Annotated in this window: 11 protein-coding genes and 3 tRNA genes; 9 read left to right on the forward strand and 5 right to left on the reverse strand. The window is 70.6% G+C overall.

Annotated elements, in window-relative coordinates; all coding sequences use genetic code 11:
- Positions 1 to 104: 104 nt before the first annotated feature.
- Positions 105 to 1,076 (reverse strand): alpha/beta fold hydrolase, encoded by a 972-nt coding sequence (locus tag ACWD68_RS22585; protein ID WP_451808230.1) that lies wholly within the window; start codon positions 1,074 to 1,076, stop codon positions 105 to 107.
- Positions 1,077 to 1,287: 211 nt separating this feature from the next.
- Between ACWD68_RS22585 and ACWD68_RS22590 the strand changes: the two genes are divergently transcribed.
- The 5 genes from ACWD68_RS22590 to ACWD68_RS22610 all read left to right on the forward strand — a co-directional run bounded on the left by ACWD68_RS22590 (position 1,288) and on the right by ACWD68_RS22610 (position 5,735).
- Complete coding sequence (locus ACWD68_RS22590) at positions 1,288 to 2,037, forward strand: SDR family NAD(P)-dependent oxidoreductase (protein WP_451808231.1); 750 nt, start codon at positions 1,288 to 1,290, stop codon at positions 2,035 to 2,037.
- A 648-nt stretch (positions 2,038 to 2,685) separates the two neighbouring features.
- Positions 2,686 to 4,035 (forward strand): GH25 family lysozyme, encoded by a 1,350-nt coding sequence (locus ACWD68_RS22595; protein ID WP_451808232.1) that lies wholly within the window; start codon positions 2,686 to 2,688, stop codon positions 4,033 to 4,035.
- Positions 4,036 to 4,073: 38 nt separating this feature from the next.
- Entirely contained in the window at positions 4,074 to 4,466 is a 393-nt protein-coding gene (locus ACWD68_RS22600; protein ID WP_451808233.1) for a hypothetical protein, read from the forward strand.
- A 25-nt stretch (positions 4,467 to 4,491) separates the two neighbouring features.
- On the forward strand, positions 4,492 to 4,911 hold the full coding sequence (locus tag ACWD68_RS22605) for a hypothetical protein (RefSeq protein ID WP_451808234.1): 420 nt from the start codon (positions 4,492 to 4,494) through the stop codon (positions 4,909 to 4,911).
- Between the two features lie 44 nt (positions 4,912 to 4,955).
- Positions 4,956 to 5,735, forward strand: a complete 780-nt coding sequence (locus ACWD68_RS22610; RefSeq protein ID WP_451808235.1) for a D-Ala-D-Ala carboxypeptidase family metallohydrolase — start codon at positions 4,956 to 4,958, stop codon at positions 5,733 to 5,735.
- A gap of 93 nt (positions 5,736 to 5,828) precedes the next feature.
- Here the strand turns inward: ACWD68_RS22610 and ACWD68_RS22615 are convergent, their stop codons facing one another.
- The 4 genes from ACWD68_RS22615 to ACWD68_RS22630 form a co-directional block, all read right to left on the reverse strand.
- Positions 5,829 to 6,911, reverse strand: coding sequence for a helix-turn-helix domain-containing protein (locus tag ACWD68_RS22615; RefSeq protein WP_451808236.1), 1,083 nt, complete (start codon positions 6,909 to 6,911; stop codon positions 5,829 to 5,831).
- A 747-nt stretch (positions 6,912 to 7,658) separates the two neighbouring features.
- Positions 7,659 to 7,732, reverse strand: a tRNA-Ile gene (locus ACWD68_RS22620).
- A 165-nt stretch (positions 7,733 to 7,897) separates the two neighbouring features.
- Positions 7,898 to 7,970 (reverse strand) — tRNA-Asn (locus ACWD68_RS22625).
- A gap of 5 nt (positions 7,971 to 7,975) precedes the next feature.
- Positions 7,976 to 8,048 (reverse strand) — tRNA-Asn (locus ACWD68_RS22630).
- A gap of 144 nt (positions 8,049 to 8,192) precedes the next feature.
- Between ACWD68_RS22630 and ACWD68_RS22635 the strand changes: the two genes are divergently transcribed.
- From ACWD68_RS22635 to ACWD68_RS22650, 4 genes are all read left to right on the forward strand, one after another.
- Positions 8,193 to 8,498: a YtxH domain-containing protein gene (locus tag ACWD68_RS22635; protein WP_451808237.1), complete on the forward strand. Its 306-nt coding sequence runs from the start codon at positions 8,193 to 8,195 to the stop codon at positions 8,496 to 8,498.
- 75 nt (positions 8,499 to 8,573) lie between these two features.
- A complete protein-coding gene (locus ACWD68_RS22640) occupies positions 8,574 to 10,028 on the forward strand; it encodes an FGGY family carbohydrate kinase (protein WP_451808238.1) in 1,455 nt (484 codons plus the stop codon).
- Positions 10,029 to 10,192: 164 nt separating this feature from the next.
- Positions 10,193 to 11,926: an ABC transporter ATP-binding protein gene (locus ACWD68_RS22645; RefSeq protein ID WP_451808239.1), complete on the forward strand. Its 1,734-nt coding sequence runs from the start codon at positions 10,193 to 10,195 to the stop codon at positions 11,924 to 11,926.
- Positions 11,926 to 13,854, forward strand: a complete 1,929-nt coding sequence (locus ACWD68_RS22650; RefSeq protein ID WP_451808240.1) for an ABC transporter ATP-binding protein — start codon at positions 11,926 to 11,928, stop codon at positions 13,852 to 13,854. Before ACWD68_RS22645 ends, ACWD68_RS22650 begins: the two co-directional genes overlap by 1 nt.
- Positions 13,855 to 14,098 lie beyond the last annotated feature (244 nt).

Raw genomic sequence — 14,098 nt, forward strand, 5'->3', positions numbered from 1 at the left:
CCGGCGCTCGGCGCCGGGTCCCGGAGGGGCGGTCCGGCCGTCGGCCCCTCTCGAGGCCTGTCGCCGAGGCCCCGCGGGCACCCGAGGGCGAGTGGCGAGAGCCTTCAGGCCGAAGCGGGGGCCTGGGAGCGCCGGCCCGCGGACGCGGCGGGGGCGCAGGGGGCGGCCGCCTCCGGGGTCCGTCCCCGCCGGTGCCCGGGCCAGACCGGCACATCCGCCAGCAGCCAGGCCAGCACCTTGGGCAGGGCCCGCAGGGCGGCGAAGTGCGCGGCGGCGGGTTCGAGCACCGCCGTGGCGCGGGGAATCCGCGCGGCCATCCAGGACGAGTGCGAGGCCGGGGAGAACACGTCCTTCACGCCGTGCCACAGCAGCACCCGCACCTGGATCTCCGCCGGATCGAAGCCCCAGTGCCCGGTGAGCGCCAGAGCGTCGTCGATCCAGCCGTACGGCGATGTCCGCAGCGCCTCGCGGTAGTTGCGCAACAGCATCGAACGGATCGTGCTGTCGGAGACGATCTTCCGGTCGTCATCGGTGAGTTCGGGCCGCAGGTCCTCCAGCAGGCGTACCGGATCACGCCGGATGACGGCGGACCGCGGAATCAGCCGCGCCGTGAACCGGTCCGGATCGTCGAACGCCGTCCTGAACTCATGGACGTTGGACGGCGCCATCCCGGCGAACCAGTCCAGCCCCTCGGCGTCGCGCGGCGCGAGCCCCACCAGCGCGGCGGCCCGGGTCACCCGCTGCGGCATCAGCGCGGCACAGGCCAGCGCGTGCGGGGCGCCCCCGGACCGTCCGGCGACGGCGAACCGCTCGATCCCCAGGGCGTTCGCGATGCAGGCCACGTCCTGCACGACGTCGACGACACGCCGCCCCGGCATCCGGTCCGAACCTCCGTACCCCGGGCGGTCGTAGCTGATCAGCCGGGTGCCGCGCTGGTACAGGAACATGGCCCGCGGCCGGGGGCCGACCCGGCTGCCGGGCATGCCGTGCAGCAGGAACACCGGGCGCCCCCGTGGATCCCCCGAGACTTCGACACGCAGCAGCCGCCCGTCCGCGGTCCGCACATGGTCACGCACAGCGCTCCCCCTCCCTCGGTCCGGACGGACCGGGACAAACGCTGCACGTTCCCTGCCCGCCGGTTCGGGTGACGAAACGACGGCGCGGGTCAAGTCGGCCCCATATCAGGCCACTTGACTCCGCCGCACGGCCTCCGTAGCGTCACCATCCGTGCGTGGACATGACCCACGTTCACATCCGGGAACATCAGCGACGACGGGCGGGATGGACATGAGCGGACGGCGTGTGGTGGTGTCCGGCGGCGGGACGGGGATCGGCCTGGCGACGGCGGAGGTCTTCGCCGCGGACGGGGATCGGGTGGTGCTCCTCGGACGCCGCGAGGACGTCCTGCGCAAGGCGGCCGACGGACTGAACGAGCGATACGGCCGGGCGACCGCGTCCTGGCACGCGGCGGATCTGGCCGACCCCGAACAGGTCGGCACGGCAAGGGACTTCATCGTCGAGGACGACACCCCGGTGGACGTCCTGGTCGCCAACGCGGGCGGAAACGCCGCCGTGTCGCACGACGGTGGTCTGGCCTCCGTCGCCGAGAGCTACCGGCGCAACTTCGACGCCAACGTCCTGACCGCCGTCCTGCTCACCGAGGCGCTGCTCCCCCACGTGCGCCGCCCCGGCGGCCGTATCGTGCAGCTCTCCTCGATCGCCTCGCTGCGCGGCCCCGGCTCGTACGGCGGCTCCAAGGGCTGGATCAACACCTACACCTACGATCTCGCCCAGCGCGTGGGCTCCGAGGGCATCACCGTGAACGCGGTCGCCCCCGGCTTCGTCGGCGACACCGAGTTCTTCGGTGACCGCGCCACCCCGGATTTCGTCGCCGCCCGCGTGGCCCAGTCCCTCACCGGGCAGCCCGGCCGGCCCGAACAGATCGCGGCCGCCATCCGGTACGTGGCGTCACCGGAGGCGGCCTACGTGACGGGCCAGCTCCTCCACATCAACGGCGGCGCGGCACTGGGCCGTTGACCCCGCGTGATCGGACGCGGCCCGCCGAGCGCCTGCTCGGCGGGCCGCACTCCTGTGTCCGGCCCCGCGAGCCCGCGCCGGGTCTCGCCGCCGGTGACGGGCGGGTCAGTACGGCAGCACACGCCCCGACGGCGTCCTGCGGTCGATCGGCATCTCGCGCGGAGCGGCGGGCCGACGGTTGACGCGAATCCGGATCTGACGGTTCATGACCCCTCCTCATGACTGACGAGCCCAGCGTCCCTCGCCGACACACGTAGACGCATCGTGCCCACGGAGGCACCCCTCCTACCCTCCGAGCAGGATGTTCCGGCGCGGCCCCTCCTCCCTGGGCAGGACACCGGCCTCCGCGGACTCCGGGGTGCGCCGAGGGCCGCCCGGCAAGGGGGTCCGCCCGGCTCGACGGAGGTAATCCGTCCTCGGGGCCCTTCTCCCGCCTCACACGCGTGCGCCCGACGGCCTCCTCGTCGAGCTCCAGCTCCGCCTCCCGCGTCCCATGTCCGTCCCAGCGGCGATGCGTTCCCGCAGGTCACGGGCGCGCGACTGTCCCGGCGTCCCGATCCGGAGCAAGCGGATCCGCCCCGGGACAACCACTGCCAGCATGACCAGCGGCCGGGGGTTCCCGGCCACTCATCAGAGGGGGAACACCAGATGGGACGAAGGACGCTTCTGCGGGGTCTGACCCTCGCCGTGGCAGCGGTCCTGCCCCTGTACGGGCCCGTGGCGGCGCAGGCGGCGGAGTCCACCGCGGCCACCGCGGTCGCGGTCTGCGGGCACACGAGCGCACAGCCCACGCTTCAGCAGGGATCGACGGGGGACGCGACGGTCGAGGCGCAGTGCGAACTCGATCTGGCGACGAAGCCGAGCCGGTACACGCCGATCGCGGCGGACGGCTCGTTCGGGGCGGCGACGGAGACGCGGGTCAAGGAGTTCCAGCGGTGCGCCGGGCTGGGCGTCGACGGTGTGCTCGGCCCGGCGACCTGGACGGCGCTGAACTCCTGGGCCGCGCAACCGCACACCTGCGCGAACCAGGGCACGTCGAGCGCGGCGCAGGCGACCGTGTGCGGCCACACCGACGCGCGCCCGACGCTGAAGAAGGGCGCGAAGAGTACTGAGGTCAAGGAGGTGCAGTGCCGTCTGAACCTGGCGATGGAGCCGTTCCACTATCCGCCGCTGACGATCGACGGCGACTTCGGGGGCGGGACCGAGGACCGGGTCGTCGAACTCCAGCACTGCGCCAACCTCAGTGCCGACGGCACCGTGGGCCCGAACACCTGGGCGAAGCTGGTGGAGTGGTCCAGCCGTAACACGTACTGCACGCCGGCGCGCCCCGCCGGCTACCCGATCGACGGCCTGGACACGGCCAAGTACCAGCACCCCGGCGGCGCGCCGATCGACTGGAAGGCCGTGCGGGCCTCGGGTGTCGAGTTCGCGACGGTCAAGGCCACCCGGGGCCTGAACGTCACCGACGAATACCTCGCCACCGACCTCAACGCGGCCAGAGCGGCGGGGCTGGCCGTCGCGCCGTACCACTTCTACACGGGCACGTCGGCCGACACGGGTGGCGCCCAGGCCGACCGGTTCATCGCCGCCGTGCGGGCGACCGGCTACACCGGGCAGCGTGCGGGCGACCTGCCGCCGATCTTCGACCTGGAACGCATGGACGACGGCAGCGGACGCTGCCCCACCTACGGCACGGTGAACGACGCCAAGGCCTGGCTCGACCGGGTGGAGGCGGCCTTCGGCCGCACGCCGGTCATCTACACCCAGAAGTCCTTCCTGGACGACTGCCTGGGTTCGACCACCGCCTTCGCCCGGTATCCGCTGCAACTCGCGGACTACCGCCAGTCGATCACCCAGCCGCCGGTGCCCAGCGGATCGACGACCTGGGCGATGTGGCAGTACACCGACGCCGCGATCTTCCCGGGCGTAAAGGCACCGGCGACCGCGGACGTGTTCAACGGCACCCAGGCCGATCTGGACCGTCTGGCCAACCGGTGATCCCGACCGTAGCCGACGCCGTACTCAGGAGGATCTCCATGACCGACCGGTTCGCACGCGCGGCCCTCGTGGCCCTGCTCGCCACCCTGGGCTTCACCGTCCCGGCGCCCGCCTCGGCCGCCCCTGCCACCGCCGCCGCCGCGAGCTGCTACGGCGGGGCCGTCACGGTGCACTACGGGGACGTGCTCGACTTCGGCCCGTACCGGACCACGAGCCGCTGTACCGACATCAACATGCGCATCACCGGCGGCGACGCGGACTACGTCGTCGCCTGCGTGAAGTTCGAGAAGACCGGCGTCTGCAACCGCTGGACCAAAGTCGGCCGGAGCTGGACGACCATCGCCACCGACGTCCTGGACGGCACCAGGTTCACCGTGCCCAACGGCGTGGACCTGGAGGGCAGTTCCGCCACCCTGCAGATCGCCTTCTGACCCCCTCACCCGAACGGAGACCACCATGATCAGGAGCAGGGCGTTCGCCTCGGCTCTGTTCACCGCGGCCGCGCTGCTGGGCGTGGGCGTCGCGCCCGCCTCCGCACAGTCCTCGGCCGCCGCGGTCAGCTGCTACGGCGGCGCCAAGACCCTGACGTACCACTACCAGGCAGCCGCCAAGGAGTACGGCACCTACACCACGTCCTCGCGGTGCGGTGACATCAACATGCGGCTCAGCGCGAACACGCCGGAGGGGGCGTTCCTGGACGCCTGTGTGGTGTTCGTCGACCACACCACCCAGTGCAACCACGGCAACACGTACTCCACCCACGGCACCGAGTGGGCGACCGTCGCCACCGACGTCAACGACGGCACGCACTTCGTCCTGCGCGTCCACGCCTACGACACCGACGCGCAGAACGTGACGTTCCAGATCGCCTACTGACCCCTCTTCACGCCTTTTCGCACCACCGTTCCGAAAGGACGACGATGACTTCCTTCTTCCGCTCCACCGACGGCCGCTCCGTCGGCAGCCGCCCCCTCGACCGCCGCAGCATGCTGCGCGGCACGCTGGCCGTCGGCGCCGGCGTCGCGTTCGGCCAGCTGCTGTTCCCGGGTACCGCACAGGCCTATTCGTGGTCGCGCACGCTGAACCAGGGCGACACCGGCGCCGACGTGACCGAGCTGCAGATCCGGGTCGCGGGCTGGGCGGCCGACAGCGCCAGTCACACCCGGGTCGGCCTCGACGGAGACTTCGGCCCCGGCACCCTCGCGGCCGTGAAGCGGTTCCAGGCGGCGTACGGTCTCACCGCCGACGGCAGCGTCGGGCCCAACACCCAGGCGAAGCTCAACGCGCTGGAGCGGTCGGACGGCTCCACGGCCCACTTCAACTGGAGCGAGTTCGTGGACCAGTCGAGCGGCAACTTCAACGGCGGCAAGGTGAGCGCGGCTCAGGTGAAGGAGAACGCCCGCCGCTGCATGTACAAGCTGGAGGCGCTGCGCAAGAAGCTGGGCGACAAGCCGATCACCGTCAACTCCGGCTTCCGCAGCATCGAGCACAACGCCGACATCGGCGGGGCCAGCGACAGCATGCACCTGTACGGCACCGCGGCCGACCTCGACGTGCCCGGCGTGGCCACCAAGACCGTCTACCAGAAGGCGGAGACCTGCGGGTTCTCCGGTCTCGAGAGGTACACCGTCGACCACCAGCACGTCGACAGCAGGGCCGACCTCGGCCGTGACTGGTGGTGGGAGAGCGGCACGATCTGACGCAGCCCCGGGTGATCCGGAGCCGGAAGCCCTGGGTACCGCGGCGGCGGTACCCAGGGCTTCCGGGCTTTCAGGCGTCCGGGCTTCCGGGCTTCAGTTCTTCGGTTCGTCCTTCAGTGCCGCCTCGCAGGAGGGCCAGTCGTGGAAGTCGCGCCGGACGCTCCACAGCCGGTGGGCCGCCTGGATGTTCCACTCCGGGTCGAACGCCCGCAGCGGTGTGCCGTCGAGCTCCCGCAGGCGGGCGTCGGAGATCTGGAACACGCCCCAGTTGCGGCTGCCGTTGGTGTTGGGCAGCACCCACAGCGGGTCGAGGAACGACGCACAGCGGGCGATGGCCACGGCGGTGCGGGGATCCTCGACGAACACTTCACGGATCCGCTTCGCCACCCTGGCCGACGACCAGGTCGCCATGCTCACCTTCTGCGCGTAGAGCTCCTTCTTGGTGGCCTCGTCGACCACGCTGCTGGCCGGCATACCCGCCAGCACCTGGAACGCCGTCAGTCTGCGCAGGGTCTCCGGCCCGAAGTCCCCGTCGACGGCGAGCCTGCCCTTGGCCCGCACCAACAGGATCTGGACCTCACGGACGCACTCGTCGTGCTGTCCCATGCGCACCGACTTGCACGCGGAGGAGTGCAGCAGCCTGTCGCCGGCCTCCGGCGAGGCACTGGCGGAGCGCCCGCCGGGCATCCACACGAAGCCGGCCACCAGCACCACCGCCGCCCCGGCGGCCAGTATCGCGAGACGGGAGGACAGCTTCTCGGGCACCCGGGACCGTCGCGGCTTCTCGGCCTCCTCGGGGGCTATCTCCGGCGGGATGGCGTCGTCCGGTGCGGGGCTCGCCTGCGGGGGCACGGCAGGACCGTCCGGTTCCGGTTCCGGGTCGTCCTCGGCGGTCACGGCGGTCACGGCGGTCACGGCCGATACGTCCCGGTCGGTGTCCGCCAGCGCCCACAGCCGGTGGAGTTCGCGGAGCTCCTCCGTACTGGCGCCGCACACCTTGGCGAAGGAATGCACCACCCGGTAGTCCGTCGGGACGCTGAGGCCGGAGCAGTACCGATGCAGACTGGAGCCGCTGACGCCCGCCTCCTTACCGAGGCGGTCATAGCCCCGGCCACTGCGGTCCTTCAGCATCCGCAGGCAGGCGGCGAACTTTTCGGTTTGCGGAGAGGCAGCCACACATCCACCCTTGCTCAAGCCCCTACTGACGGGTAGAAGCTACACCGCAGAATGGAGCGTGTGCGCCCTTTCATTGCCGGAATGCGATCGTCAACGACCTTTCGAGAGACGGTATTTGACAGAGCGTCAACTGGAGGCTTCGTCACCGCGGCGTCTCCCCCGCTCCAGCCCCGCCGTCCCGGACGCATCAGGCAGCGGCCTCGCCGCCCCGTCGACCAGGCTCCTCGCGTCCCGCCGCTGCACTTCCTCGCGGAGGTGTCCAGCAGATACGTGATCACTTGAAGGCCGTGAGCCGGGCCGGCTTCCGTCCGTGACGCGCCGCCGACGCCTGCTCGGACTCGCCTCTCGCGCCCCGCGCGGCGAGCTTCCCGGCCGCGTCAACCGGCTCGATCCGGCGTCGCGCAGTCCCGAAGGGCCGCGTTCACGGTCTCCCACTTCGCCATGGAACCCATGAGCCGCGCGTGGCTTCCGCCGACGCCCCGTCATCGAGACCGATCGGCCCGTTCGGGAAGCGATCTACCGGGGCCCGGCCAACCGCTTCGGGGAGGGTGGGCCGGTGGCGACGTACTCCACCCGAGGGACGGTCGGGCCATCCGGGTGACAACGGGCTTGGCCGCGTCGCGGGACTCCGGAAGGTCCTGGCGATCATGGACCCACCGCCGGGCGGGGCGCCCGCGGGGACCTTCAACTCGCCTGACCAGTCAGGGAAGTTACTGGTCACATCGATTCTGCACGCGTAGCGCGTAGTGGGGCGGGTGGGACTCGAACCCACGGCCGACGGATTATGAGTCCGCTGCTCTAACCGGCTGAGCTACCGCCCCGTTACGGCGCGCCGCGCACATTTGTGCGCGCCGTCTGCCGCAGCATAGCCGCTCATACGATCTCCTGCTTCGGATGGTCGGCATCGCCCGACCATGAGGACTTCGGCATGCCCCGGGCGGTTCCTGCGGACATGAAAAAGGACCCCTGAGGGCCCTCTTTCGTTGCTCTCCCGACTGGACTCGAACCAGTAACCTGCCGGTTAACAGCCGGCTGCTCTGCCAATTGAGCTACAGGAGATCGAGCTCCCCCGACTGGACTCGAACCAGTAACCTGCCGGTTAACAGCCGGCTGCTCTGCCAATTGAGCTACAGGGGATTGATCTTTGCATCGAACGCACCTACCTGGGTATTCGCCAGGGGGCGTGCACTCGCTGCGACACATACATTAGCGCAAGCAGGGGGGTGCTCCGCCAATCGGTTCCCTCCGCACCGATGCCGACGCAAGGGAAGGGTGGCCGCCATGCGCTACCGGCTCACGTTCGTCGCCGGACTGGCCCTGGGTTACGTGCTCGGCACGCGGGCCGGGCGCGAGCGCTACGAACAGCTGAAGAAGTCCGCTCGTCAGGTCTCGCAGAACCCCGCGGTGCGCAACACCGCGGAGACCGCCGCCCAGCAGGGCCGCGAGATCGCGGGCAAGGCGCTGCACACCGTGAGCGAGAAGGTGGGCGACCGCGTCCCCGCCTCGGTCACCGACCGCGTCCGCTCACTGCGGGAACGGAACGCGAGCAGCACCGGCGAGGACGACTGGGGCACCAGTAACACCTAGGGATCCATGGCCGCGCCGGGTCCTCTGTGCCCCGCCCGGCGCCGCCACCCCTCGTCGTACGGCAGAATTTCCGCCATGGGGATAGTCGCCGGGTTGGACAGTTCGCCCGATTTCACTCGTATCGTTGTCTGTGACTCGGACACGGGTGCCGTGCTGAGGCAGGGGTATGCGCCACATCCGGTCGACGGAGCCGAGGGTGGCGGCCGTCCTTCCGACGTGGATCCGCAGGCCTGGCTGCTGTCCCTGGGCGAGGCCGCCGGTGGCGGGCTGCTGGAAGGCGTACAGGCCATCGGCGTGTCCGCGCAGCAGAACGGGCTCGTGCCACTCGACGCGCAGGGGAACACCGTGCGCCCGGCGATGGTCGGCGGTGACAAGCGGGCACAGGTCGCGGCGGCCGATCTGATCGACGCCCTCGGCGGGCGCGAGGCATGGGCGCAGGCGGTGGGCAGTGTCCCGCAGGCCGCCCAGCCGGTCACCAAGCTGCGCTGGCTGAACAAGACCGAGCCCGAGGCCGCGCGGCGCACCAGCATGCTGCTGCAGGCCCACGACTGGCTGGTGTGGCAGCTTCTCGGGCGGCCCGTGCGCAGGACCACGGACCGGGGCGGCGCCTCGGGGACCGGGTACTGGTCGGCGGCGACCGGCGGCTACCGGCCGGATCTCATCGATCTCGCGCTCGGCCACCAGGCCGGGCTGCCGGAGGTGCTCGGCCCCTCCGACGCCGCGGGGACCACGCCCGAGGGGCTGCTGATATCCGCCGGGACCGGCGAGACCATGGCGGCGGCGTTCGGGCTTGGCATCGGGCTCGGCGACGCGGTGGTGTCGCTGGGCGCCTCCGGCTCCGTGATGGCCGTCCATCCCGAAGCGCTGGTGGACTCCACCGGCATGATCACCTCCCTGGCGGACGCGACCGGCATGCATCTTCCGGTCGTCACCACGCTCAATGCCGTACGGGCCCTGCGCGGGGCCGCCGAACTCGTCGGCGTGTCCGACCTGGAGGGGCTGTCCGACCTGGCGATGAAGTCGACGCCGGGCTCCCACGGCCTCGTCCTGCTGCCGTATCTGGAGGGCGAGCGCACCCCGAACCTGCCGCACACGGCGGGGACGCTGGCCGGTCTGCGCCGGGAGTCGATGCGGCCCGAGCATCTGGCACGGGCGGCCTTCGAGGGCATGCTGTGCGGGCTCGCGGACGCGCTGGACGTGCTGCGCGGGCGAGGTGTCGACGTACGCCGGATCTTCCTTCTCGGCCAGGCCGCCGAACTGCCCGCCGTCCAGGCCGTGGCGCCGGCACTGTTCGGCGCGCAGGTCGTCGTGCCGCAGCCGGCGGACTACGCGGCGCTCGGCGCGGCCCGCCAGGCCGCCTGGGCCCTCGGCGTGTCGCAGGGCACGCTCGACCCGCGGACACCGCCCGCCTGGCAGGGGCCGGTCGCCCAGGTGCTGGAGCCCGGTGAGGAGCTCGCCGTGGGGCAGGCCGTGCGGCAGCAGTACGTGTCCGTACGGGAACAGACGCATCCCGGGGCGTTCCGGGCGTAACCCCTCCGCCTGCCTACGTCCGAAGACGGAGGCATGGTCCGTTTTTGGACCGCACTTGGGTTAATCGGTTGAGGTAACGCGGGTGGAGTGCTCGACGATAGGGGGTGGTGCACCATGCATCGCCCGCCGATCACCCCACCGCCGACCACTCCGAGAGACCCCGCGTGCTCATACGACTCCTGCGGACCCACCTCAGTCCGTACAAGAAACCCATCGCCCTGCTGGTGCTGCTGCAGTTCCTGCAGACCTGCGCCACGCTCTATCTGCCCACGCTGAACGCGCACATCATCGACAACGGTGTCGTGAAGGGGGACACGGGTTACATCCTGTCCTTCGGTGCCCTGATGATCGGCATCTCGCTGGCGCAGGTCGTCTGCAACATCGGCGCCGTCTTCTACGGCGCCCGCACGGCCTCCGCGGTCGGCCGGGACATCCGGGCGGCCGTCTTCGACCGTGTCCAGTCCTTCTCGGCGCGTGAGTTGGGCCACTTCGGCGCTCCGTCGCTGATCACCCGCACCACCAATGACGTCCAGCAGGTGCAGATGCTGGCCCTGATGACGTTCACCCTGCTGGTGTCGGCGCCGATCATGTGCGTGGGCGGCATCATCCTGGCCCTCGGCCTGGACGTGCCGCTGTCCGCGGTGCTCGTCGCCGTGGTGCCCACCCTCGGCATCTGCGTGACCCTCATCGTGCGCAGGCTGCGCCCGCTGTTCCGCACCATGCAGGTGCGCCTGGACACCGTGAACCGGGTGCTGCGCGAGCAGATCACCGGCAACCGCGTGATCCGCGCGTTCGTGCGCGACGGCTACGAGAAGGAGCGCTTCAAGGGCGCCAACACCGACCTCACCGAGACGTCGCTGGCCACCGGCCGGATGCTGGCCCTGATGTTCCCGATCGTCATGACGGTGGTGAACCTGTCGTCCATCGCGGTCGTCTGGTTCGGCGCCCACCGCATCGACAGCGGCGGCATGCAGATCGGCGATCTGACCGCGTTCCTCGCCTACCTGATGCAGATCGTGATGTCCGTGATGATGGCCACCTTCATGTTCATGATGGTGCCGCGCGCGGAGGTCTGCGCCGAGCGCATCCAGGAAGTCCTCGCCACCGAGAGCAGTGTCGTTCCGCCGGTCGCGCCCGTCCTTGAGCTGCGCCGCCACGGCCATCTGGAGATCCGCGAGGCCGGCTTCCGCTACCCGGGCGCCGAGGAGCCGGTCCTGAAGGCCGTCGGCCTCGTGGCGCGCCCCGGCGAGGTGACCGCGGTCATCGGGTCTACGGGCAGCGGGAAGTCGACCCTGCTCGGCATGATCCCCCGCCTGTTCGACGCCACCGACGGCCAGGTGCTCGTCGACGGCGTGGACGTGGCGACCATCGAGCCGAAGCTGCTGGCCAGGACGGTCGGGCTGGTCCCGCAGAAGCCATACCTGTTCGCGGGGACGGTCGCCACGAACCTGCGGTACGGAAACCCGGAGGCGACCGACGAGGAACTGTGGCACGCGCTGGAGGTGGCGCAGGCCAAGGGCTTCGTGGAGCAGCTCGAGAACGGGCTGGACTCACCGATCGCGCAGGGCGGGACGAATGTGTCCGGCGGCCAGCGTCAGCGGCTGGCCATCGCCCGCACCCTCGTGCAGCGCCCCGAGATCTACCTCTTCGACGACTCGTTCTCGGCCCTCGACTACGCGACGGACGCGGCGCTGCGCGCGGCGCTGTCCGCGGAGACCTCCGAGGCGACCGTGGTGATCGTGGCCCAGCGGGTGTCGACCATCCGCGAGGCCGACCGGATCGTGGTCCTCGACGAGGGCCGGGTCGTGGGCAGCGGACGGCACCACGAACTGATGGCGGACAACGAGACCTACCGGGAGATCGTGCTCTCCCAGCTGACGGAAGCGGAGGCCGCCTGATGGCCGGGCCGATGGGGCGGATGATGGCCGGGGGCGGCCCCGATCAGCGCTCGATGGATTTCAAGGGGTCGGGCAGACGGCTGCTCGTCCATTTCAAGCCCGAGCGCACCACGCTGTACGTGATGCTGGTCGCCGTCGTCCTGAGCGTGGGGCTCTCGGTGGTCGGCCCGAAGATCCTCGGCAGGGCCACGGACCTGGTCTTCGCGGGGATCGTCGGGCGGCAGATGCCGGCCGGTGAGACCAAGGCCGAGGCCCTGGACGCGCTGCGCGAGCACGGCCAGGGCGGCGTCGCCGACATGCTCTCGGGGACGGACTTCACCCCGGGCGAGGGCATCGACTTCAACGCCGTCGGGGACATCCTGCTGCTGGCGCTCGGCACCTTCCTGCTGGCCGGCCTGCTGATGGCGGTGGCGACGCGCCTGGTGAACCGGGCCGTCAACAAGACCGTCTACCGCATGCGCGAGGACCTCCAGGCGAAGCTGTCACGGCTGCCGCTGTCGTACTTCGACAAGCGGCAGCGCGGTGAGGTCCTCAGCCGCGCCACGAACGACATGGACAACATCCAGCAGACCCTCCAGCAGTCGATGGGCCAGCTCGTCAACTCGCTGCTGACCATCGTGGGTGTGCTCGCAATGATGTTCTGGGTGTCACCGCTGCTCGCGCTCGTCGCGCTGGTCACGGTGCCGCTGTCGTTCGTCGTCGCCACCCGGATCGGCAAGCGCTCGCAGCCGCACTTCGTGCAGCAGTGGCGCACCACCGGCAAGCTCAACGCCCATATCGAGGAGATGTACACCGGCCACAACCTGGTGAAGGTGTTCGGGCGGGCGGACGAGTCGGCGGCGCAGTTCGCCGAGCAGAACGAGAAGCTGTACGAGGCGGGGTTCAGGGCGCAGTTCAACAGCGGTGTCATGCAGCCGCTGATGATGTTCGTGTCGAACCTGAACTACGTGCTGGTGGCGGTGGTCGGCGGTCTGCGCGTGGCCTCCGGCTCGCTGTCGATCGGTGATGTGCAGGCGTTCATCCAGTACTCCCGCCAGTTCTCGATGCCGCTGACGCAGGTCGCGTCGATGGCGAACCTGGTGCAGTCGGGTGTCGCGTCGGCGGAGCGGGTCTTCGAGGTCCTCGACGCGGACGAGCAGGAGGCGGACCCGAAGGTGTCGGACCGTCCCGGCGAGCTGCGCGGGCGCGTGGCGCTGGAGCACGTGTCCTTCCGGTACGACCCGGAGAAGCCGCTCATCGAGGACCTCTCGCTGAAGGTGGAGCCGGGCCACACGGTGGCCATCGTCGGCCCGACCGGCGCCGGCAAGACGACGCTGGTTAACCTGCTCATGCGGTTCTACGACGTCACGGGCGGCCGGATCACCCTCGACGGGGTCGATGTGACGTCGATGTCCCGGGACGAGCTGAGGTCCGGGATAGGCATGGTCCTCCAGGACACCTGGCTGTTCGGGGGCACGATCGCCGACAACATCGCGTACGGGGCCTCACGGGACGTCACCCGCGGGGAGATCGAGGAGGCTGCGCGCGCGGCGCACGCCGACCGGTTCGTCCGTACGCTGCCCGACGGCTACGACACGGTGATCGACGACGAGGGGAGCGGGGTCAGCGCGGGCGAGAAGCAGCTGATCACGATCGCCCGGGCGTTCCTGTCGGATCCGGTGATCCTGGTGCTCGACGAGGCGACCAGCTCCGTGGACACCCGGACCGAGGTGCTGATCCAGAAGGCGATGGCGAAGCTGGCGCACGGCCGGACGTCGTTCGTGATCGCCCACCGGCTGTCGACGATCCGGGACGCGGACACCATCCTCGTGATGGAGGACGGGTCCATCGTGGAGCAGGGCGCGCACGCCGAGCTGCTGGCGTCCGGCGGAGCGTACTCCCGCCTGTACCAGGCCCAGTTCGCCCAGGCGGTGGCCGAGGTCGACTGAGCCACCGCTTCCTGGACCCCCGCTGAAATCGCCGGAGATTCAGCCCCTCCGGCGTTCGAGGAGCGGGGGTCCGGGGGCACCGCCTCCCCGGCAGGATCAGCCCCTCCGGCGTCCGAGGAGCCGGGGCCAGCGCCTCCCCGGCCAGATCAGCCCCTCCGGCGTTTGAGGAGCGGGGGTCCGGGGGCAGCGCCCCCGGGTACGGGACGGGAAGGGGCGGAGGGGGCGAAAGGTCGTCGAGTTGGGG

Source organism: Streptomyces sp. NPDC005141 (assembly GCF_053599975.1).

Excerpts from the sequence above, each read along its gene's own strand:
- ACWD68_RS22590 (WP_451808231.1), top strand. The coding sequence starts at position 1,288 with ATGAGCGGACGGCGTGTGGTGGTGTCCGGCGGCGGGACGGGGATCGGC.
- ACWD68_RS22595 (WP_451808232.1), top strand. The coding sequence starts at position 2,686 with ATGGGACGAAGGACGCTTCTGCGGGGTCTGACCCTCGCCGTGGCAGCG.
- ACWD68_RS22600 (WP_451808233.1), top strand. The coding sequence starts at position 4,074 with ATGACCGACCGGTTCGCACGCGCGGCCCTCGTGGCCCTGCTCGCCACC.
- ACWD68_RS22605 (WP_451808234.1), top strand. The coding sequence starts at position 4,492 with ATGATCAGGAGCAGGGCGTTCGCCTCGGCTCTGTTCACCGCGGCCGCG.
- ACWD68_RS22610 (WP_451808235.1), top strand. The coding sequence starts at position 4,956 with ATGACTTCCTTCTTCCGCTCCACCGACGGCCGCTCCGTCGGCAGCCGC.
- ACWD68_RS22635 (WP_451808237.1), top strand. The coding sequence starts at position 8,193 with ATGCGCTACCGGCTCACGTTCGTCGCCGGACTGGCCCTGGGTTACGTG.
- ACWD68_RS22640 (WP_451808238.1), top strand. The coding sequence starts at position 8,574 with ATGGGGATAGTCGCCGGGTTGGACAGTTCGCCCGATTTCACTCGTATC.
- ACWD68_RS22650 (WP_451808240.1), top strand. The coding sequence starts at position 11,926 with ATGGCCGGGCCGATGGGGCGGATGATGGCCGGGGGCGGCCCCGATCAG.